This window comes from Gordonia sp. BP-119 (genome assembly GCF_016924115.1).
Lineage (GTDB): Bacteria > Actinomycetota > Actinomycetes > Mycobacteriales > Mycobacteriaceae > Gordonia > Gordonia hongkongensis.
In genome coordinates, this window is sequence record NZ_JAFFZF010000006.1 from 1 (window position 1) to 18,981 (window position 18,981).

The following is an 18,981-nucleotide window of genomic DNA, read 5'->3' on the forward strand; positions in this document are numbered from 1 at the left end:
CTTTCCGTTCACTCACCAGCTGGTCAGTGGGCACCGTCAGCGTATCGCTGTGGCGTCGAGTGTTGACCTCGGCACACCAGTCCCACGCAGCCCGGTTCGCCAGATGCACATCCAGCTGCACGTCGTCGCGACCCGCGGCGATCTTGGCTTCGGTCCACAACGGCTGCGCCAGATCCGACTGCGCGTACCCGCACAGGTTCTCCACGATCCCCTTCGACTCCGGATCGGCGCCGTGACAGAAGTCCGGGGCGAACCCGTAGTGGGTGGCAAACCGCACATACGTGGGGGTGGGTACGACGACGTTGGCGACGACTCCACCTTTGAGGCAGCCCATCCGATCAGCAAGTACCTTGTTGGGCACTCCACCGATCTCCTCGAAGGCTTCAGCAATGAATCCGAGTGTGGTGGTGGCTGTTTCGTTGGTGGCGAACCGAACGAACCGCCAGCGTGAGAACGCCAGCACCGCGCAGAACATGTGTAACCCGCCGATCACCGCCCAATCGATGACCAGGTAGTCACCCGGAGCCCACACTGCCGGGCGACGGCCGCGGTGATGCTCACGGCGCCACTGCGTTTTCTCCTGGGCGACCAGACGACGGAAATTCCGCGCCGACCCCTCATATCCTGCCGCTCGCGCTACCGGTAGCAGCCGTTTGGCAGTGATCCGGCCGTGTGACCGCGCGACTCGCTGCGCGACGAGCTGGGCCACCGCATCGTAGTTGCGGGCCCGTTCCTTGCGATCGGGTGGTTGATCGTCGGCTTCGAACCGATCGACCACGCGCTTGACGGTCTTGTGGGTGGTGCCGCACACCTCGGCTGCGGCGCGATAGCTTCCGAGTTCTCGGTAAGCAGAAATGATGTCCATACGGTCCTTCGCAGACTTCAATGGAACTCCCGGGCGGTGATGGTGATCGGTTGGCACCTTCACCGTCATCGCCTGGGCCTTCAGTTCCGGGTCGACACGACGAACACAGGGTGGGGACTTTTATCTGGCCACCAGCGGGGACCTCGACCTGGCCACCAGTGGGGACTTTCTCATGGCCATGGACACCCTGAGGAGGCCGGAGCATGCGGAGGCCTTCACGAAGGGTCCTGGTGAGTCGGGTTGCGAAGACCCTTCGTGACGCACCCTCCGCAAGCTCCGGGCGCTCCTCAGGGAGCGGGGTTGGTCGCCCTCCGCAAGCTCCGGGCGCTCCTCAGGGAGCGGGGTTGGTCGCCCTCCGCAAGCTCCGGGCGCTCCTCAGGGAGCGGGGGCAGGGCGTTCTTTCGGATCAGGGAGCAGGGGCTGGTGAGTAGCTTGGCGCGTCGAGACGTTCCGCATTCGTCGGATCGTCTAACTGCCCACGCCCTCCCCGTGCCGGCCCGCGCCGCCGGCGAATCTGCTTGCGCCGGCCAGGGTGTCGGTGGCGAGCGAGACCATGCCGTGTCGGAGTTCGTTGGCGATGGCCGCGTCCGTGTCCAGGCCGTCCTGTTCGAGGACCGACAGCCGGTCCTGGCGCATGCACGTCTGCGGGAACGCGGCGACCTCGGTGGCCAGTGCGATCGCGGCCGGTAGCGCGGTCCCGGACGGGACGACGCGATTGGCGAGCCCGATCGACAATGCCTCGTCGGCGGTTACCGCCCGGCCGGTCAGCACGAGATCCATGGCCCGGCTCTCGCCGATCAGGCGCGGAAGTCGAACGGTCCCACCGTCGATCAACGGGACGCCCCAGCGCCGGCAGAACACCCCGAAGACGGCGTCGTCGTCGACCACACGCAGGTCCGCCCACAGCGCCAGCTCCAGTCCGCCGGCCACGGCGTGCCCGGAGATCGCCGCGATGACCGGCTTGGACAACGTCATTCGGGTCGGACCCATAGGGCCGTCACCGTCGGGTGCCACCCGATTCGGGTCACCGTCCGAGATGGCCTTGAGATCGGCTCCGGCGCAAAAGGTCCCGCCTTCTCCGTGAAGCACCGCGACCGACACCGAGTCGTCGGCGTCGAACCGCCGGAAGGCATCCGCCAGCGCATCGGCGGTCGCGCGGTCGACGGCGTTGCGCCGATCCGGCCGGTCGATCCCGATGATCCGCACCGGCCCCTCGGACCGCTCCAGAACCGTCATCGCCTGTCCCCCGTCCCTCGATCCGGTGGCGAAGTACGTCAGGTGTTGAAGTACTTCGCCTCCGGATGATGCAACACGAACGCGTCGGTCGACTGCTCGGGATGCAACTGCAACTCCTCGGACAGTTCGACGCCGATCCGTCCCGGCTCGAGCAACTCCATCATCTTCGCCCGGTCCTCCAGGTCGGGGCAGGCGCCGTAACCGAACGAGAAACGCGCGCCGCGGTATTCGAGGTCGAAGAAGCCCTGGGCGTTCTCCGGGTCCTCGCTGGCCATCGTGCGGTCGCCGAACGCGAGTTCGCTGCGCACCCGCTGGTGCCAGTATTCGGCGAGCGCCTCGGTCAGCTGCACGCCGATGCCGTGCACCTCGAGGTAGTCGCGGTAGGCGTTGTCGGCGAACAGCTTGTTGGCGAAGTCGGCGATCGGCTGTCCCATGGTGACGAGCTGGAACGGCAGCACGTCGACCTTGCCGGCCGCCTTCGCGTCGGCGCGGGACCGGATGAAGTCCGCGATGCACAGGAACCGCGACCGCTGCTGACGCGGGAACGTGAAGCTGAACCGCACCGGCGCATCGGGTTCCGGCTCGGTGAGCACGTGGACGGTGTCGCCGTCGCTGACCGCCGGGTAGTACCCGTAGACCACCGCGGCGTGCTGCAGGATGTTCTCGGTCGACAGGCGATCGATCCAGTACCGCAGTCGCGGACGGCCCTCGGTCTCGACGAGGTCCTCATACGACGGCCCGTCACCACCGCGGGCGCCCCGCAGGCCCCACTGACCCAGGAACAGCGCGCGCTCGTCGAGGAGCTGCATGTAGTCCGCGATCGGGACGCCCTTGACGATCCGCGACCCCCAGAACGGCGGGGTCGGGATCTCGTTGTCGGCAGCCACATCCGAGCGGGCCGGCACCTCGACGGGTTCCTCGGCGGCCTTGCGCTTGGCCGCGATGCGCTTCGATCGCTCATGGCGGGCCTTGCGTTCGGCGGCCTTCTCCGCCGCGGCCTTCGCCTCGTCGCTGTCCGGGTCGGGTCCCCCACCGCGCTTGGTCGCCATGATGTCGTCCATCAGGCGCAGACCCTCGAAAGCGTCACGCGCATAGTGCACGTCGCCATCGTAGGTCTCGGAGAGATCGTTCTCGACGTAGGAGCGGGTGAGCGCGGCGCCGCCCAGCAGCACCGGGTACTCGTCGGCGAGCCCGCGGGAGTTGATCTCCTCGAGGTTCTCCTTCATCACCACGGTCGACTTGACCAGCAGCCCGGACATCCCGATGACGTCCGCCCGCTTGTCCGCGGCGACGTCGAGGATGGTCGCGATCGGCTGTTTGATGCCGATGTTGACGACCTCGTACCCGTTGTTGGACAGGATGATGTCGACGAGGTTCTTGCCGATGTCGTGCACGTCGCCCTTGACGGTGGCGAGGACGATGCGTCCCTTGCCGTCCTCGCCGGTGGCCTCCATGTGCGGCTCGAGATGCGCCACCGCGGTCTTCATCACCTCGGCGGACTGCAGCACGAACGGCAGCTGCATCTGGCCCGAACCGAAGAGTTCGCCGACGGTCTTCATCCCGGCCAGCAGCGTGTCGTTGATGATCGTCAGCGGCGGGACCTGGGTCATTGCCTCGTCGAGGTCGTCGGTCAGACCGTTGCGCTCACCGTCGACGATCCGGCGCTCCAGGCGCTCGAACAGCGGCAGCTTCGCCAGTTCCTGGGCCCGCGACTCACGCGCCGAGGCGGCCGAGACGCCCTCGAACAGCTCCATGAGCTTCTGCAGCGGGTCGTAACCCTCACGTCGCCGGTCGTAGACGAGGTCGAGGGCGACCTCGCGGTGCTCCTCCGGGATCCGGGCCATCGGCAGGATCTTCGACGCGTGCACGATCGCGGTGTCGAGGCCGGCCTGCACGCACTCGTGCAGGAAGACCGAGTTGAGCACCTGTCGCGCAGCGGGATTGAGCCCGAAGGAGATGTTCGAGATGCCCAGCGTGAAGTGCACGTCGGGGTGGGCCTCGTGCAGCCGGCGGATGGCCTCGATGGTCTCGATGCCGTCGCGTCGGACCTCTTCCTGACCCGTCGAGATCGGAAAGGTCAGCGTGTCGAGGATGATGTCCTCTTCGGCGAGTCCCCAGTTGCCGGTGATGTCGGCGATCAGCCGCTCGGCCACCCGGACCTTCCAGTCCGCGGTACGCGCCTGCCCCTCCTCGTCGATGGTGAGCGCGACGACCGCCGCCCCGTGCTCGACGACGAGCTGCATGATCTTGGTGAACCGCGAATCCGGTCCGTCGCCGTCCTCGTAGTTGACCGAGTTCACCGCGCAGCGCCCGCCCAGCGACTCCAGACCGGCTCGGATGACCTCCGGCTCGGTGGAGTCGAGCATGATCGGCAGCGTCGACGAGGTGGCGAACCGGCTGGCGAGAGCCGTCATGTCGGCGGCGCCGTCGCGACCGACGTAGTCGACGTTGAGGTCGAGCATGTGCGCGCCGTCGCGGGTCTGGTCCTTGGCGATGTCGAGGCACTTCTGGTAGTCCTCGGCGATCATCGCCTCGCGGAAGGCCTTGGAGCCGTTGGTGTTCGTGCGCTCACCGATCACCAGGAAGCTGGCGTCCTGGTCGAAGGGCACCGCGGAGTACAGCGACGACGTCTCCGACTCGTGTTCCGGGGTCCGGGTCGCCGGGGTCACCTCGGACACCGCGTCCGCGACCTGCCGGATGTGTTCGGGTGTCGTGCCGCAGCAACCGCCGACGAACTGCAGGCCGAACTCGCCCACGAACTGCGACATGGCCTGCGCGAGTTCCTCGGGCGTCAGCGGATACTCGGCACCGTTGGCACCGAGGACCGGCAGACCGGCATTGGGCATCACCGACACCGGGATGCGCGCATGCTTGGAGAGGTACCGCAGGTGTTCGCTCATCTCGGCGGGACCGGTGGCGCAGTTCAGGCCGATCAGATCGATACCGAGCGGCTCCAGCGCTGTCAGCGCGGCACCGATCTCCGAGCCGAGGAGCATCGTGCCGGTCGTCTCGACCGTGACGTGGGAGATGATCGGGATCTTGCGGCCCACCCGCTCCATCGCACGGCGGGCGGCCACCACCGCCGATTTCACCTGCAGCAGATCCTGCGAGGTCTCGATCAGGATCGCGTCGGCACCGCCCTCGAGCATGCCGATGACGCATTCCAGGTAGGCGTCGCGGATGGCCGCATACGTGGTGTGGCCGAGGCTGGGCAGCTTGGTGCCCGGCCCGATCGAACCCAGGACGAAACGGTCGGTGCCGTCGGCCGAGGGGCCCATCTCGTCGGCGACGCCGCGCGCGATCGTCGTTCCCTTGTACGACAGCTCCCGGATCCGGTCCGCGATGTCGTAATCGCCCAGATTCGAGAGGTTGCACCCGAAGGTGTTGGTCTCCACGGCGTCGGCGCCGGCCTCGAAGTACGCACGGTGGATGCCCTCGAGGACGTCGGGCCGGGTGTCGTTGAGGATCTCGTTGCAACCCTCGAGGCCACGGAAGTCGTCGAGCGTCAGATCCGCGGCCTGCAGCATGGTGCCCATCGCCCCGTCGCCGATCAGTACCCGACGCGACATCGCCGACAGAAATGTCGTGTCGAAATCGCGTGGATCGGTTCCGGAGAAGTCAGGGGACATGGTTGACAGCGTAGTTCGCCCTCTCTGCGTGTTCGGTCGTAGGCTGGATCGGTGAACGCTGAGCAGACGTCGAACCTTCCCCAGCTGCGCAGACCCATTCTGCTCGCGGCCTTCGAGGGGTGGAACGACGCCGGGGACGCCGCCAGCAGCGCTGTCGAGCACCTGGCACTCGAATGGGACGCCCGACCCCTCGCCGACATCGACTCCGATGAATACTACGACTTCCAGGTCAATCGCCCCACCGTGAATCAGATCGACGGGGTCACGCGCCGGATCGACTGGCCGACGACGTCGATCTCGTACTGCAGCCCGCGGGGCGCCGATCGCGACATCGTGCTGGTCCGCGGTATCGAACCCAACATGCGGTGGCGGGCGTTCTGCGCCGAGATCGTCGACCTCGCGCAAGAGCTCGGTGTCGAGACCACGGTGATGCTGGGCGCATTGCTCGCCGACACCCCGCACACCCGCCCGGTGCCGGTGACCGGCGCGGCCTACAGCAGCGAGTCCGCGGCCCGGTACAACCTCGCGGAGAGTCGCTACGAGGGACCGACCGGTATCACCGGCGTGCTCCAGGATCTCTTCGTCCAGGCGGGTCTGCCGGCCGTCTCGTTCTGGGCGGCCGTCCCCCACTACGTGTCGACGCCGCCGAACCCGAAGGCCACGGTGGCGCTGCTGACCCGGGTCGAGGAGGTCCTCGACATCGAGGTGCCGCTCGGCACCCTCCCCGAGCAGGCGGAGGAATGGGAACGCGCGGTCACCGAGATGACGGAAGACGACGAAGAGATCGCCGACTACGTACGCGGGCTCGAAGAGCGCGGGGACGCCGAGGTCGACACCGACGAGGTCATGGCGAAGATCGACGGCGACGCGCTGGCCGCCGAGTTCGAGCGGTATCTCAAGCGTCGCGGCCAGGGCCCGTTCGGACCCTGAACCAGGCGTCCGGCCGGAATCCGGGTCGTCAGCCGATCTTCTCGATGGACACCACGGGGGTGGTGATCCGCCACGTGCGGACGTCGGGATCGTCGGCGGCGCGCACCCAGAACTGCGCGGACTCCCCCAGGCGACAGGACTTCACCCCGAGCAGCGGGATGTCCTCGGAGTCGCGTCGGAGCCTGCTGACCGTCCAGTCCTCGTTCTCGGTGCCGCCGACCCCGGGGGCCCGGAGCAGCGTCATCTCGGTGAAATCCAGCAGGTAGGTCGACGTCCGGGTGACGACGGTGTACACCCCGGCGTCGGTCTCGGGTCGGATCTCTTGCACGCGCGCCACGTCAGCACTCTACCCAGACGTCGGCGCGCGGACATCCGGGTGTGGGGACAACGCCTATCGGACGTCGGGGACGAGCGGGATTCCCAGCAGCGCGTCGACCGCGGCCGCGAGTTCGGCGGGCGCCGTCGTCGACGAACCGATTCCGTTGCGGACATCCGCGCACCAACCGTCCACTGCAGCAAGCGCTTTCGGGGTGTCGAGATCGTCGGCGAGATGCTGGCGGATCCGTGCGATGACCGGTTCGGCGTCGGGTCCGGCGCCGGCGCCGAGCGCCGTACGCCAGCGACCGAGGCGTTCGACGGCCGTGTCCAGGACTGCGTCCGTCCACATCCGGTCACCGCGGTAGTGGTCGGCGAGCAGTGCGAGTCGGATGGCCGCGGGGTCCACGCCCTCGCGACGCAGGACCGACACGAACACGAGATTGCCACGACTCTTCGACATCTTCTCGCCGTCGAGCCCGACCATCCCGGTGTGCACGTAGTGCCGGGCGAACCGCCGCGAACCGGTGAGGGCCTCCCCGTGGGCCGCCGAGTACTCGTGGTGCGGATAGATGAGATCGTTACCGCCGCCCTGAATGTCGAACTCGATCCCGAGCCGGTTCAGCGCGATCGCCGAACACTCGATGTGCCAGCCCGGCCGGCCCGGACCGAACGGCGACTCCCACGACGGCTCGCCCGGACGTTCGGCGCGCCACAGCAGCGCGTCGAGCGGATCGCGTTTGCCGGGACGATCGGGATCGCCGCCGCGCTCGGCGAAGAACCGTTCCATGGTCTCGCGGTCGTACCCCGACTCGTAGCCGAACTGTTCGGTGGCATCGGTGCGGAAATAGACGTCCGGGAACTGCGCGTCGTCGACGGTGTAGGCGGCCCCGGAGGCCAGCAGCTTGCCGACGACTTCGACGACCTCGTTGACCGACTCGACCGCGCCGATGTAATCGCGCGGGGGCAGGACGCGCAGGGCGGTCATGTCGTCGCGGAACAGCTGCGTCTCCCGCGCCCCGAGATCACGCCAGTCGACGCCGTCCCGGTCCGCCCGTTCGAACAGCGGGTCGTCGACGTCGGTGACGTTCTGCACGTAATGAACCTCGTGACCCTGATCGCGCAGGATCCGGTTGACCTGGTCGAAGGTCACATAGGTGGCGGCGTGCCCCAGGTGGGTCGCGTCGTAGGGGGTGATGCCGCACACGTACATGGTCGCGGTGGCCCCGGGGGCGACGGGACGGACCGCACGGTCGGCGGTGTCGTAGAGACGGAGGGCGGGTCCACTGCCCGGTACGGCGGGGAGTTCGAGATCGGGCCACGACTGCATGCGTCCACTGTATTGCCCACCGCGCGCAGGCCCTTCACGGCCTCGTCCGGGACGGAGCGCATTCGCTCAGAACGGCGGCCACGGGATGGGCCGGTGACCGGGCGGGTGCGGCATGGTCGCGCTCTCGGCGACCACGATCGCGCGGATCGCGAGCGACTCGATCTCGTCGGGCGTGATGTGTTCGGCGAGCTGTGCGCGCAGGGCCGAGCCGTCGGTCTCCAAGCGCTCCGCGAGCTCGGCGACATCGGCGACGAGGTGCCCGGGTACCGGTTCGCCCGCCCAGCCCCACAGCACCGTCCGCAGTTTGTCCTCCTCGTGCAGACAGATGCCGTGGTCGATCCCGTAGACGGTGCCGTCCAGACCTTCCAGGACGTGACCGCCCTTGCGGTCGGCGTTGTTGAGGATGACGTCGAGCACCGACATGCGCTGCAACCGCGGGTCGTCGGCGTGCACCAGCACGACGGGGTCGCCGTACGGGTCGTAGGCCTGCAGGACCGCGAGATAGCCGGCGGGTACCGCGCCCACCGGGCACAGGTCGACCAGGTCGACCCGCGGTTCGGTCTCCGGGATCGGGTGATCGGTGTTGTCGGGTGTCTCGACCCAGCGCTGCACCATCCCGGGCCCGAGCGGCCCGTCGCGGTGCACCGTGGTCGGGATCGTGTCCCACCCCAGCGCCTCCGAGATCAGGTACGACGCCACTTCCCGTCCGGCGAGCGTGCCGTCGGGAAAGTCCCACAGCGGGACCTCACCGCGCACCGGTTTGTAGACACAACGCACCGAGGTCCGGTCGTCGAGCACCGCATCGCACACGAGCGTCGCGTTGCTGGCCGAGGGGATCCGGCCGAGGATGGTGAGTTCGCCGTCGCGGAGGACGTGGTCGACCGCGGGCTCGTCAGTCACGTGCGGAAGAGCCGGCGTCACCGGGCTCGTCGGGGTCGTCCGGGTCACCGGACGGCGGGGTGTCCCCCGCCTGGCCGAAGGGGTCGTCATCGGCCGCCAGGCCCGGATCACTCTGTGCGGCAAGGCTGTTGAAGACATCGGGGTCGATGAAGTCGAGGGATTTGCTCAACTCCGCATCCCGTTTGTATCCGTTGGTTCGGATACACAGGTGACCTTCGGGGTCGAGCGGTTCGCTGCACAACGGGCACGGCTGTCGTCCCGCGGATATCACCCTCGACGAGCGGGCGGCGAACTCGCGGGCCGCCGCGGTCGTCAAGAAGACCCGCACCGCGTCCGGGCCCTCGTCGGTGTCGTCGAGGACCACGCTCTCGTCGAACTCCCCCTCGGTGATGGCAAGCAACTCGACCACGACCGCCTCGGACTCGGCGTCCCAGCCGAGACCCATGGTGCCGACCCGGAACTCGGCGTCGACCGGCATCACCAGCGGACTCAGGTCACCGACCCGGTCGGTCTCCGGCGGGATCGGCGTGCCGAAGCGTCGGTGGATCTCGTCGAGCAGGGCACCGATCCGGTCGGCGAGGATCTGGACCTGCTGCTTCTCCAGCATCACGCTGATGATGCGGGCCTCGTGGACCGCCTGGAGGTAGAACGTGCGGTCACCGGGCTGCCCGATCGTGCCCGCCACGAAGCGGTCCGGGCTCCGGAACACGTGTATCGCTCGAGACATCACACCTCCTTCGTCGTCTGGTTCATTATCCCGATGTCGCCGGGATCGTAGCGGCACCATTGGCGGACGGCGCTACATCCGCGCCCGTGTCGCCGCCCACCACCGCGTCGTCGGACGGTCGTTGCCCGTCCTGCGCCGGCGGCGGGGGCTTCGGGATGGACAGCAACTCGGTCGCATTCACCGTATGGACATAAGGACGCGACGGCGTGTAGCGGATCACGCTGATCGACGCCGGTTCGACGACGATGCGCTGGAAGGCGTCGAGGTGGCTGCCCATGGCGTCGGCGATGATCGACTTGATCACGTCACCGTGCGAGCACGCGATCCACACCCCGGAACCGTCCGGGCCGCCGTGGACGCGGTCCAGTTCGCGGATGGCGCGTACGGCCCGTGCCTGCACGTCGGCGAGTCCCTCCCCGTCGGGGAAGATCGCGGCCGACGGCTGCCGCTGCACGACCTTCCACAGCGGTTCGGTCAACAATTCCGAGATCGGACGCCCGGTCCACCCGCCGTAATCGACCTCGGCGAGATCGTCGACGACGATCTCGGGTGGCGCCTGCCCGTCCGCGGCCAGCGCCGCCAGCAGTGGCTGGACGGTCTCGGCGCACCGATCGAGCGGCGAACGCGCCACCGCGCGAATGGACCCGAGATGGTCGCCGAGACGACGAACCAGATCATCGGCCTGGGCGCGCCCGCGGTCGTCGAGGTGGACGCCGGCGCTGCGACCGGCGAGCACCCCTGAGGTGTTCGCCGTCGAACGGCCGTGCCGGAGAAGGATCACGGTCATCCCACAACCATAGGCACCGGCCCGGCGGGACCGCACGGCGCGACCGCCCGGCGCCGCGGCCGTGGCATCAGGTCGCCGAGACGACGCCGGTCGACAACAGGATGATCAGCGTGACGCCCAGCACGATGCGATAGGCGCCGAACCAGTTCATGGAGTGCGCGCTGACGAACTTGAGCAGCCAGGCGATCGCGGCATAACCGACGACGAACGCGACCAGCGTCGCGACGAGCAGCTGGGGCCCGCTGGCCTCCATGCCCTCCCCGCTCGGGTTGAACGCGTCCGGGAGGCTGAACAGGCCGGATGCGGTGACCGCGGGGATGGCCAGCAGGAACGAGAAGCGGAAGGCGGCTTCGCGTTCGAGCCCGAGGAACAGGCCGGCACTCGCGGTCGCACCGGAGCGCGACACCCCCGGGATCAGCGCCAGGCATTGGGCGCCACCCATCACGAGGCCGTCCCGCAGGGTGAGCTGCTCGAGGTTCCGCTGCTTCTGCCCGTAGCGCTCGGCCAGCCAGAACACGCCGGCGAACACGATCAGCATGATGGCGACGAGCCACAGATTGCGTCCGGTTGTGCGTATCTCGTCCTTGAACAGGAAGCCGATCAGGCCGATCGGGATGGTCGCGAAGATCACGTACCAGCCGATCCGGTAGTCGAGGTTCCGCTCGTCGGCATGACGGAGCCCGCGGAACCACGCGGTGATGATGCGGACGATGTCGCGGGCGAAGAAGACGAGGACCGCGGCCTCGGTGCCGAGCTGCGTGACCGCGGTGAAGGAGGCCCCGGCGTCCTCGCCGAACATCAGTTCGGAGGCGATCCGGAGATGCCCGGACGACGAGATCGGCAGGAACTCGGTGAGGCCCTGCAACGCCCCGAGGACGATCGACTGGGTCCACGTCATGGTGTCGGTCACGGCGCCCGATGCTACTTGGGACCGCCGCAGCCGACCCGACACGACGACACGGCCCCGACCCGCCTGAGCGGCGCGCGGAAGCGGTCGCGCAAGATGGGGACATGCACTTCCCGCGACCTTCACGCTCAAGTCACCAGCCCCACACGGGCGTGTCGCGGCTACGGGGTCCGATCGCGGCCACGGTGGCACTGGTCATCGGTGTGGGCATGATCACCGCGTGCGGCTCCGACGACGGCACCCCCGACGTACCGACCGTCGTGCCCGCGACCGCGCCGGAGGCGCCGGCGAATTCGACGACGGCTCCCGCGGGCACCGTCGTGCCCGCCCCGGCCGAGGCGCGTGCGCTCGCCGCGTCGGGTGGCAGCGTTGCCGTCCTGTCAGCCGACGGCAACCAGATCCTCCGATACGACGCCGGGGCGCTGACGACCCCGCCGCAGACGATCGCGGTCCCGGGCCTCACCGCCCTGGCCGCCGGCGACGACGGCGGGTTCGTCGGCGCGGGCCCGGGTGCGCTCGTCGTCGTCGATGCCGACGGGCGGGTCCGCACGGGCGACCTCGAGTCCGACCAGCCGACGGCGATCGCCCGGACCACGGCCGGGCTGCTCGTCGTCGGCACGGCCGATGGACGAGTCCTCGTGTACGACAACGATTTCGCGAAGAAGCACGACGTCGATCGCTTCGTACGGGTGGACTCGGTGACGGCCGCGCCCGAGTCTGCGGAAGGCCTCGACGGCCAGGTCGTCGTCCTGGATCGGGCGCAGTCGTCGGTGACCCCCGTCGACCCCGAATCCGGTGAACTGGGGCCGGCGCTGCGTGCGGGCAACGGGGCCACCAACTCGACCGTCGACGAGTTCGGACGCGTGCTGGTCGCCAACACCCGTGACGGCGAGATCCTCGGCTTCTTCGGATCACCGCTGGTGATGCGCTTTCGCTACCCGGTGGCCGGCGGACCGTACGCCGTAGACTACGACGACACCCGGGACCTGCTCTGGGTCTCGACGACCGGCGACAACGAGGTGGTGGCATTTGACCTGGCAGACGGTGAACCCACCGAGGTCCGGCGGTTCGCCTCGGTCGTACAGCCCGACCGCATCGTGGTCGACGGATCGGGCACCGTCTACGTGCTCTCGGCGCGGAACGGCGGACTCCAGGTGGTTCCCGACGACGGGCGGGCCGAATGAATCCCGGCGCCGGGAGCGAAGCGAGCGGGCCGAATGAATCCCGGCGCCGGGAGCGAAGCGAGCGGGCCGAATGAATCCCGGCGCCGGGAGCGAAGCGAGCGGGCCGAATGAATACTGACCGGCGTCCGCACGCTCGTAGTGCGCGTACTGCTGCGCGCCTCGGTTCGCGCTATCCCGACGGGTGGGAGGTCACCTCGGAGGATGTCGAGTGCATCCTGCTGCGTCTTCCCCCTGACGTCACCCGGGTGACCGCCTCGATGCGGTTGGCCCTCGAGGCAGAGTTCGGCGGCTGGGAGCTGTCCCGGGTGCGGCTCTACTCCGACGGAACCCGCAAGGTGCTGCTCAAACGGCGCCGGCCGCCGCGAGGTTCACGCGGGCCCGACACCGCCGACCCGACCGGCGACCGGTCCACCGGATTCGACGACAACGACCCACGGAGCGCCCGCGCATGCTGATGTCCCGCAGCACCACCCGAGTACTTCCCGTGCTCAACCGGTGGTGCTATCCCCTGCTGCGCTCGATCATGTTCCGCGTCGATCCGGAGCGAATCCATCACATCGTGTTCTCGGTGCTGCGCGTCGTCGGGCGGTTTCCGCCGTTGGCGTTCCTGACCGCGAGGCTGTTGGCCCGGCATGATCCGATCCTGCGGACGCGGGTGTTCGGCATCGACTTCCCCGCCCCGATCGGTCTGGCGGCCGGGTTCGACAAGACGGCCGGCGCGGTGAACACCTGGGGTCAGCTCGGCTTCGGGTTCGCCGAGATCGGCACGATCACCGGCCAGGGGCAGCCCGGGAACCCGACGCCGCGATTGTTCCGGCTGCCCGCGGACCGTGCGCTGATCAATCGGATGGGCTTCAACAATCCCGGTGCCGAGGTGGCCGCACAGCACCTGACCGAGGTACGACGGGGGCCGGTGTCGGTCCCCATCGGAGCCAACATCGGCAAGACCAAGGTCGTCCCGGTCGAGGACGCCATCGACGACTACCGGCGTTCGGCGGAACTGCTCGGACCGCTCGCGGATTTCGTCGTGGTCAACGTGAGTTCGCCGAACACCCCGGGACTGCGTGATCTGCAGGCCGTCGACTCACTGCGACCGATCCTGGCCGCGGTACTCGCCGCCGTGGACGTCCCGGTGCTGGTGAAGATCGCCCCCGACCTCGTCGACGACGACGTCGACGCCGTGGCGGACCTGGCCGTGGAGCTCGGCCTGGCCGGGATCGTCGCCACCAACACCACGATCGGCCGCGAGGGTCTGCGCACCGCGTCGCACGAGGTCGACGAGATCGGTGCCGGTGGGCTGTCCGGGCCGCCGGTCGCCGCTCGGTCGCTGACGGTGCTGCGTCGCCTCTACGACCGCGTCGGCGGACGTATCGCGCTCGTCAGCGTGGGCGGAATCGAGACCGTCGACCAGGCCTGGGAGCGGATCTGCGCCGGTGCCGACCTGTTGCAGGTCTACACCGGCTTCATCTACGGCGGCCCGGTGTGGCTCGCCGAACTCCATGCCGGACTCGCCCGGCGCGCCCGGGACGGTGGCTTCGCCTCGATCTCCGACGCGGTCGGTTGCGCGGCCCGCAACCAGCCCTGACGGCCACCGATCGCCCGGTACGCAGGGCACCGGGCGATCGGCCGAGCGAGAACTCAGACGTTCTCGGCTGGTTGCTCGTAGGTGCCGACGAGGGTCGCCCGCGCGATCGCATGCGAGAACAGGTTGAAACCCAGGTAGGCCGGTGTCGCGTTCTCCGGCAGCCCGAGCGATTCGGTGTCCACGGCGTGCACGACGACGAAATAGCGGTGCGGGCCGTGTCCGGGGGGCGGCGCGGCACCGATGTAGCGGCGTAGCGAAGCGTCGTTGGTGAGAGTGACCGCGCCTTCGGGGAGCCCGGACCCGTCGTCGTCGCCGGCGCCCTCGGGCAGGCTCGTGACCGAGGCGGGGATGTCGGCGACGGCCCAGTGCCAGAACCCGGCGGCGGTCGGAGCGTCGGGGTCGTAGACGGTGACGGCGAAACTCTTGGTCTCGGCGGGGAATCCGGACCAGCTCAGCTGCGGTGAGAGGTCCTCGCCACCCGCACCCATGATCCCGCTCACCTGCCCGTTGGCGAGTGCGGCCCCGTCGGTGAAGCTCTCCGAGGTCAGGGTGAAACCGGGAAGGCTCGGCAGCGGGGAGTACGGGTCGAATGACGACATGTGTTCACCTTTCTCACGTTTCGCGCGGCGGAAGAGTGCCGGTCACCCTCCGAACCGGTGCGTCCGGATCGGCGGGAAGGCCGTGACGCCCACTGTAGTGGTGTGCTCAGCTGTGCCGCAGAAAGTGCTCGAAGACCTTGGTGCCGAACAGAACCGAATCGACGGGCACGCGTTCGTCGACGCCGTGGAATAGGGCCGCGAAGTCGAGTTCGGGCGGCAACCGCAACGGCGCGAACCCGAAGCACCGGATGCCCAGCTTCGCGAACGCCTTGGCGTCGGTGCCGCCGGAGAGCATGTACGGCACCGTCTTTCCCTGCGGATCGTGCTCGAGGACGGCGGCGTTCATCGCATCCACCAGGTCGCCGTCGAAGGTCGTCTCGTAGGAATCGAGATGGGTGATCCACTCCCGCCGCACGTTGGGGCCGATGAGTTCGTCGATCTCCTTCTCGAACGCGGCCTGCCGCCCGGGGAGCACGCGGCAGTCGATGACCGCCTCGGCCTTCTGCGGGATGACGTTGGCCTTGTAGCCGGCCTTGAGCATCGTGGGATTGGCGGTGTCACGCAGGGTCGCGCCGATGATCCGCGCGAGGTTGCCCAGCTTGAACAGCGACGTCTCCAGGTCGGGGGCCTCGGGACTCAGGTCCAGGCCCGTCTCCGCACTGACCTCGGCCAGGAACTGGCTGACCGATTCCGTCATCACCAGGGGGAACGTGTGCCGACCGATCCGGGCGACCGCTTCGGCGACCTCGGTGACGGCGTTCTCCTCGTGCAGGAACGATCCGTGCCCGGCCCGCGCCTCGGCGGTGAGCCGCATCCACGCGAGCCCCTTCTCGGCCGTCTCGACCAGATAGAGACGCTTCTGCGTGCCGTCGGGCCGGTCGACGGTGAGCGAGAAGCCGCCGACCTCGCCGACGGCCTCGGTGATGCCCTCGAACAGGTCGGGCCGGTTCTCGACGAGCCAGTGGGCGCCCCACGCCCCGCCGGCCTCTTCGTCGGCGAGGAACGCGAACACCAGCTCCCGGGGCGGCACGGTGCCGTCTCGTTTGAACTGACGCGCGAGCGCCAGGGCCATTCCGGCCATGTCCTTCATGTCGACCGCGCCGCGGCCCCAGATGTAGCCGTCCTTGATGGCACCAGAGAACGGGTGAACACTCCAGTCGGCCGGTTCGGCGGGCACGACGTCGAGGTGGGCGTGGATCAGCAGCGCGCCGCGATCGGAGTCGGGCGGACCGGCGAGGCGCGCGAACACATTGCCGCGGCCGGGACGGCCGGACTCGACGTACTGCGTGGTGTAGCCCACCTCCTCGAGCTGCTGGGCCACCCACTTGGCGCACTCCTCCTCGCCTTTGGTGGTCTCGGGCTCGCCCGTGTTGGAGGTGTCGAAACGGATCAATTGGCTGACCAGATCGACCACTTCGTCGGTCGCAGACTGTGAAGACACCCCTCACTCCTACGGGATTTGGGATACACGGGCAACCTCGGTTAGGGTTATCCCGCTGCAGCGAGACGGGGTCGAGAGACCACCGGCGGGAGATCGCCGGACGCTCACCGCGGCACGCAGGTCCGAGTGGCGGAATGGCAGACGCGCTAGCTTGAGGTGCTAGTGTCCTATTAACGGACGTGGGGGTTCAAGTCCCCCCTCGGACACCAGAACAACGAGAAGAACCCCGGCTCACCGCCGGGGTTTTTCTCGTTGTGCCGCAGGCGATCTCCGCGTCAGGGTGCGACCGAGTCCGCGAGCGCCGCCCACGCCCGCGAGTACGGCAGATCGATCGAGTTCTCCACGAAGGCCCGCAGGATCGCCCGACGCAGTCGCCGCTGCACCGCCCACTGGCCGTTCGGTTTGGTCTTCACCGTCAGACGCAGGACGACCTGATCCGACGACACCTCCTGGACGCCGAGCATCTCGATCTGGCCGAGGATGTCGGTCGAGTCCTCCTCCACCGCGGTGCGGGCCGCCTCGTCGGCCACCTGCTGCGCCTTGTCGATGTCGGCGCCGGGCGCCACCGGGACATCGACGCGCGCGACCGCGAACTCCTGGCTCATGTTGCCCACGCGGGCGATCTCGCCGTTGCGGACGTACCAGAGAGTGCCGTCGATGTCGCGCAGGGTGGTGACGCGCAGCCCCACCGATTCGACTTCGCCGACGGCCTCGCCGAGATCGACGATGTCACCCACGCCGTACTGGTCCTCGAGCAGCATGAAGACGCCGGTCACGAAGTCACGCACCAGGTTCTGCGCACCGAAGCCGATGGCGAGGCCGACGATGCCGGCCGAGGCGATGAACGGCGCGATGTTGACGCCGAGGACGCTCAGGACCGACAGCACCACCCAGACGAGCAGCACGATCGACACCGTCGACTTGAGCACCGACCCGATCGTCGCAGCCCGCTGTGCACGGCGTGCGGCGATCTGGGCGTTGCGCTCGGTGGAGGCCGACTTCGACCGCAGTCCGCGCATGAGAGCGGTGCCGCGGCCCGGCTCCGCTCCGGCGGTCCGTGGCCGGGTGGCGCGGTCGATGGCACGGTGGAACACGAAGCGGACGATCAACGCCACGACCACGTAGGCGACGATGCGAGCGGGATTCTCGATCAGCCATTCGCGGTTCGTTTCCGTCCATTCGAAGGCAGAGTCCTGAATCGACATGGGTCCGACCGTACGGATGATGAGATCGTTGTCCAGTCGTGACCGACCCCGTGTCCGCTCTCTGGGCAAGACGGGATGTGGCGGAAACCGTTGTCGGCCTGCGGTGAACATGACAATGAACCGGCCGAGGATCATCTGTTTCGCGTATGTGGTCTCCATCACGTCGAGCGCGAGCCGCAACCGCCCCCCGGGTGGCCTCCGAGGCGTCGGCGTGGTCCCCACGGGGTGGTAAAACCCGTTCGCAGCGGACCCGGCACAATTGTGCGGTGACCCAGCGCCTGTTCTTCGACTGCGACACCGGCATCGACGACTCACTCGCGCTGATCTATCTGCTCGCGCGCACCGACGTCGACCTCGTCGGAGTGGCCTCCACGGCCGGCAACGTGCCGGTCGATGTCGTCACGGCCAACAATCTCTCGTGGCTGGAGCTGTGCGGACGCCCCGAGGTGCCCGTCCACACGGGCCCGGCCACTCCCCTCGTCGCCGCGCTGATGACCACCGAGGACACCCACGGTCCGCTGGGCGTCGGACACGCCGAACTGCCGGCCCCGACCACGACGCCGAGCCATCTCGACGCCGCCGACGCCTGGATCGAGGCGTCGCGGGCGCACGCCGGCGAACTCGTCGGCCTGGTGACCGGCCCCCTCACGTCCCTGGCGACCGCGATTCGACGCGACCCGGACCTGCCGGCGCGCCTGCGGCGCCTGGTCATCATGGGCGGCGCCTTCCACACCCACGGCAACACGACGCCCACCTCGGAGTGGAATGTGGCCGTCGACCCGGAAGCAGCGGCCGAGGTGTTCACCGCCTTCGGCACCGCGGGCGCCCCGGAACCGATCGTCTGCGCGCTCGACCTCACCGAGTCGGTCGTCCTGACACCCGATCACGTCGTCCGACTCGCCGCCGCGGCCGGCAGCACGCCCGTCGAGTGCCCGGACCCGACCGACGAACGCGGACTCCGTTCGGTCGCCAACAACGAGATCATCCGGCATCTCGTCGACGCCCTGCGGTTCTATTTCGAGTTCCACGACGATCACGACGAGGGTTACATCGCCCACCTGCACGACCCGTTCGCCGCACTGGTCGCGCTGGCCCCCGACACGGTCGAGACCCGCCCGGCGCGCGTCGACGTCGAACTCGCCGGGACGCTGACGCGGGGCATGACCGTGGCCGACGAACGCGCGATGACCGCACCCGGACCCAACGCCCGCATCGCGACCTCCACCGACGTCGACGCCGTGTTCGACGAATTGATCGAGACGATCGGCGAGTTCGCGCGCAGTCGCGCACCCGAAATCGTCGGCACCGCGCCGGAGGAGTCCACCGGACTACTCTGAACGG

The 18,981-nt window shown here is 68.6% G+C and carries 17 protein-coding genes and 1 tRNA gene; 6 read left to right on the forward strand and 12 right to left on the reverse strand.

Going from position 1 to position 18,981, the window contains the following annotated elements:
* The 3 genes from istA to metH all read right to left on the reverse strand — a co-directional run.
* Nucleotides 1-886: IS21 family transposase (gene istA / locus JW364_RS05450; RefSeq protein ID WP_205333024.1), on the reverse strand; the 886-nt coding region annotated here is incomplete at its 3' end.
* A gap of 447 nt (nucleotides 887-1,333) precedes the next feature.
* Nucleotides 1,334-2,101 carry a crotonase/enoyl-CoA hydratase family protein gene (locus JW364_RS05455; RefSeq protein WP_078112409.1) on the reverse strand — a complete coding sequence of 256 codons (768 nt, stop codon included), beginning with the start codon at nucleotides 2,099-2,101 and terminating at the stop codon, nucleotides 1,334-1,336.
* A 38-nt stretch (nucleotides 2,102-2,139) separates the two neighbouring features.
* Complete coding sequence (gene metH, locus JW364_RS05460) at nucleotides 2,140-5,730, reverse strand: methionine synthase (RefSeq protein ID WP_205333460.1); 3,591 nt, start codon at nucleotides 5,728-5,730, stop codon at nucleotides 2,140-2,142.
* A 51-nt stretch (nucleotides 5,731-5,781) separates the two neighbouring features.
* Here metH and JW364_RS05465 point away from each other — a divergent pair, with 51 nt between their 5' ends.
* Nucleotides 5,782-6,660: a PAC2 family protein gene (locus JW364_RS05465; protein ID WP_058250418.1), complete on the forward strand. Its 879-nt coding sequence runs from the start codon at nucleotides 5,782-5,784 to the stop codon at nucleotides 6,658-6,660.
* A gap of 28 nt (nucleotides 6,661-6,688) precedes the next feature.
* Here JW364_RS05465 and JW364_RS05470 read toward each other — a convergent pair whose 3' ends face one another.
* The 6 genes from JW364_RS05470 to JW364_RS05495 form a co-directional block, all read right to left on the reverse strand.
* Entirely contained in the window at nucleotides 6,689-6,997 is a 309-nt protein-coding gene (locus JW364_RS05470; protein WP_058250417.1) for a hypothetical protein, read from the reverse strand.
* Nucleotides 6,998-7,051: 54 nt separating this feature from the next.
* A complete protein-coding gene (gene mshC, locus JW364_RS05475) occupies nucleotides 7,052-8,305 on the reverse strand; it encodes a cysteine--1-D-myo-inosityl 2-amino-2-deoxy-alpha-D-glucopyranoside ligase (RefSeq protein WP_205333459.1) in 1,254 nt (417 codons plus the stop codon).
* Nucleotides 8,306-8,371: 66 nt separating this feature from the next.
* The gene (locus JW364_RS05480) at nucleotides 8,372-9,226 is read right to left on the reverse strand and encodes an SCO1664 family protein (RefSeq protein ID WP_078112407.1); all 855 of its coding nucleotides are present in this window, start codon (nucleotides 9,224-9,226) and stop codon (nucleotides 8,372-8,374) included.
* Complete coding sequence (locus JW364_RS05485; protein WP_058250414.1) at nucleotides 9,198-9,932, reverse strand: DUF3090 domain-containing protein; 735 nt, start codon at nucleotides 9,930-9,932, stop codon at nucleotides 9,198-9,200. The genes JW364_RS05480 and JW364_RS05485 overlap by 29 nt, the downstream gene beginning before the upstream one ends.
* 25 nt (nucleotides 9,933-9,957) lie before the next feature.
* Entirely contained in the window at nucleotides 9,958-10,719 is a 762-nt protein-coding gene (locus tag JW364_RS05490; RefSeq protein ID WP_058250413.1) for an MSMEG_4193 family putative phosphomutase, read from the reverse strand.
* 67 nt (nucleotides 10,720-10,786) lie between these two features.
* Nucleotides 10,787-11,629 carry an undecaprenyl-diphosphate phosphatase gene (locus JW364_RS05495; protein WP_205333458.1) on the reverse strand — a complete coding sequence of 281 codons (843 nt, stop codon included), beginning with the start codon at nucleotides 11,627-11,629 and terminating at the stop codon, nucleotides 10,787-10,789.
* 101 nt (nucleotides 11,630-11,730) lie between these two features.
* Here JW364_RS05495 and JW364_RS05500 point away from each other — a divergent pair, with 101 nt between their 5' ends.
* From JW364_RS05500 to JW364_RS05510, 3 genes are all read left to right on the forward strand, one after another.
* Nucleotides 11,731-12,810 carry a hypothetical protein gene (locus JW364_RS05500; protein ID WP_205333457.1) on the forward strand — a complete coding sequence of 360 codons (1,080 nt, stop codon included), beginning with the start codon at nucleotides 11,731-11,733 and terminating at the stop codon, nucleotides 12,808-12,810.
* A 107-nt stretch (nucleotides 12,811-12,917) separates the two neighbouring features.
* Entirely contained in the window at nucleotides 12,918-13,265 is a 348-nt protein-coding gene (locus JW364_RS05505; RefSeq protein ID WP_058250410.1) for a DUF5703 family protein, read from the forward strand.
* Nucleotides 13,259-14,395 carry a quinone-dependent dihydroorotate dehydrogenase gene (locus tag JW364_RS05510; protein ID WP_205333456.1) on the forward strand — a complete coding sequence of 379 codons (1,137 nt, stop codon included), beginning with the start codon at nucleotides 13,259-13,261 and terminating at the stop codon, nucleotides 14,393-14,395. Before JW364_RS05505 ends, JW364_RS05510 begins: the two co-directional genes overlap by 7 nt.
* A gap of 53 nt (nucleotides 14,396-14,448) precedes the next feature.
* Here JW364_RS05510 and JW364_RS05515 read toward each other — a convergent pair whose 3' ends face one another.
* Both JW364_RS05515 and JW364_RS05520 read right to left on the reverse strand, forming a co-directional pair.
* The gene (locus JW364_RS05515) at nucleotides 14,449-14,994 is read right to left on the reverse strand and encodes a YbhB/YbcL family Raf kinase inhibitor-like protein (protein WP_078112464.1); all 546 of its coding nucleotides are present in this window, start codon (nucleotides 14,992-14,994) and stop codon (nucleotides 14,449-14,451) included.
* A 106-nt stretch (nucleotides 14,995-15,100) separates the two neighbouring features.
* A complete protein-coding gene (locus tag JW364_RS05520; protein WP_065632192.1) occupies nucleotides 15,101-16,435 on the reverse strand; it encodes a M20/M25/M40 family metallo-hydrolase in 1,335 nt (444 codons plus the stop codon).
* Between the two features lie 120 nt (nucleotides 16,436-16,555).
* Here JW364_RS05520 and JW364_RS05525 point away from each other — a divergent pair.
* Nucleotides 16,556-16,644 (forward strand) — tRNA-Leu (locus JW364_RS05525).
* Between the two features lie 66 nt (nucleotides 16,645-16,710).
* Here JW364_RS05525 and JW364_RS05530 read toward each other — a convergent pair.
* Nucleotides 16,711-17,640, reverse strand: coding sequence for a mechanosensitive ion channel family protein (locus JW364_RS05530; protein WP_205333455.1), 930 nt, complete (start codon nucleotides 17,638-17,640; stop codon nucleotides 16,711-16,713).
* A gap of 266 nt (nucleotides 17,641-17,906) precedes the next feature.
* Here JW364_RS05530 and JW364_RS05535 point away from each other — a divergent pair, with 266 nt between their 5' ends.
* On the forward strand, nucleotides 17,907-18,977 hold the full coding sequence (locus JW364_RS05535; protein ID WP_205333454.1) for a nucleoside hydrolase: 1,071 nt from the start codon (nucleotides 17,907-17,909) through the stop codon (nucleotides 18,975-18,977).
* Nucleotides 18,978-18,981 lie beyond the last annotated feature (4 nt).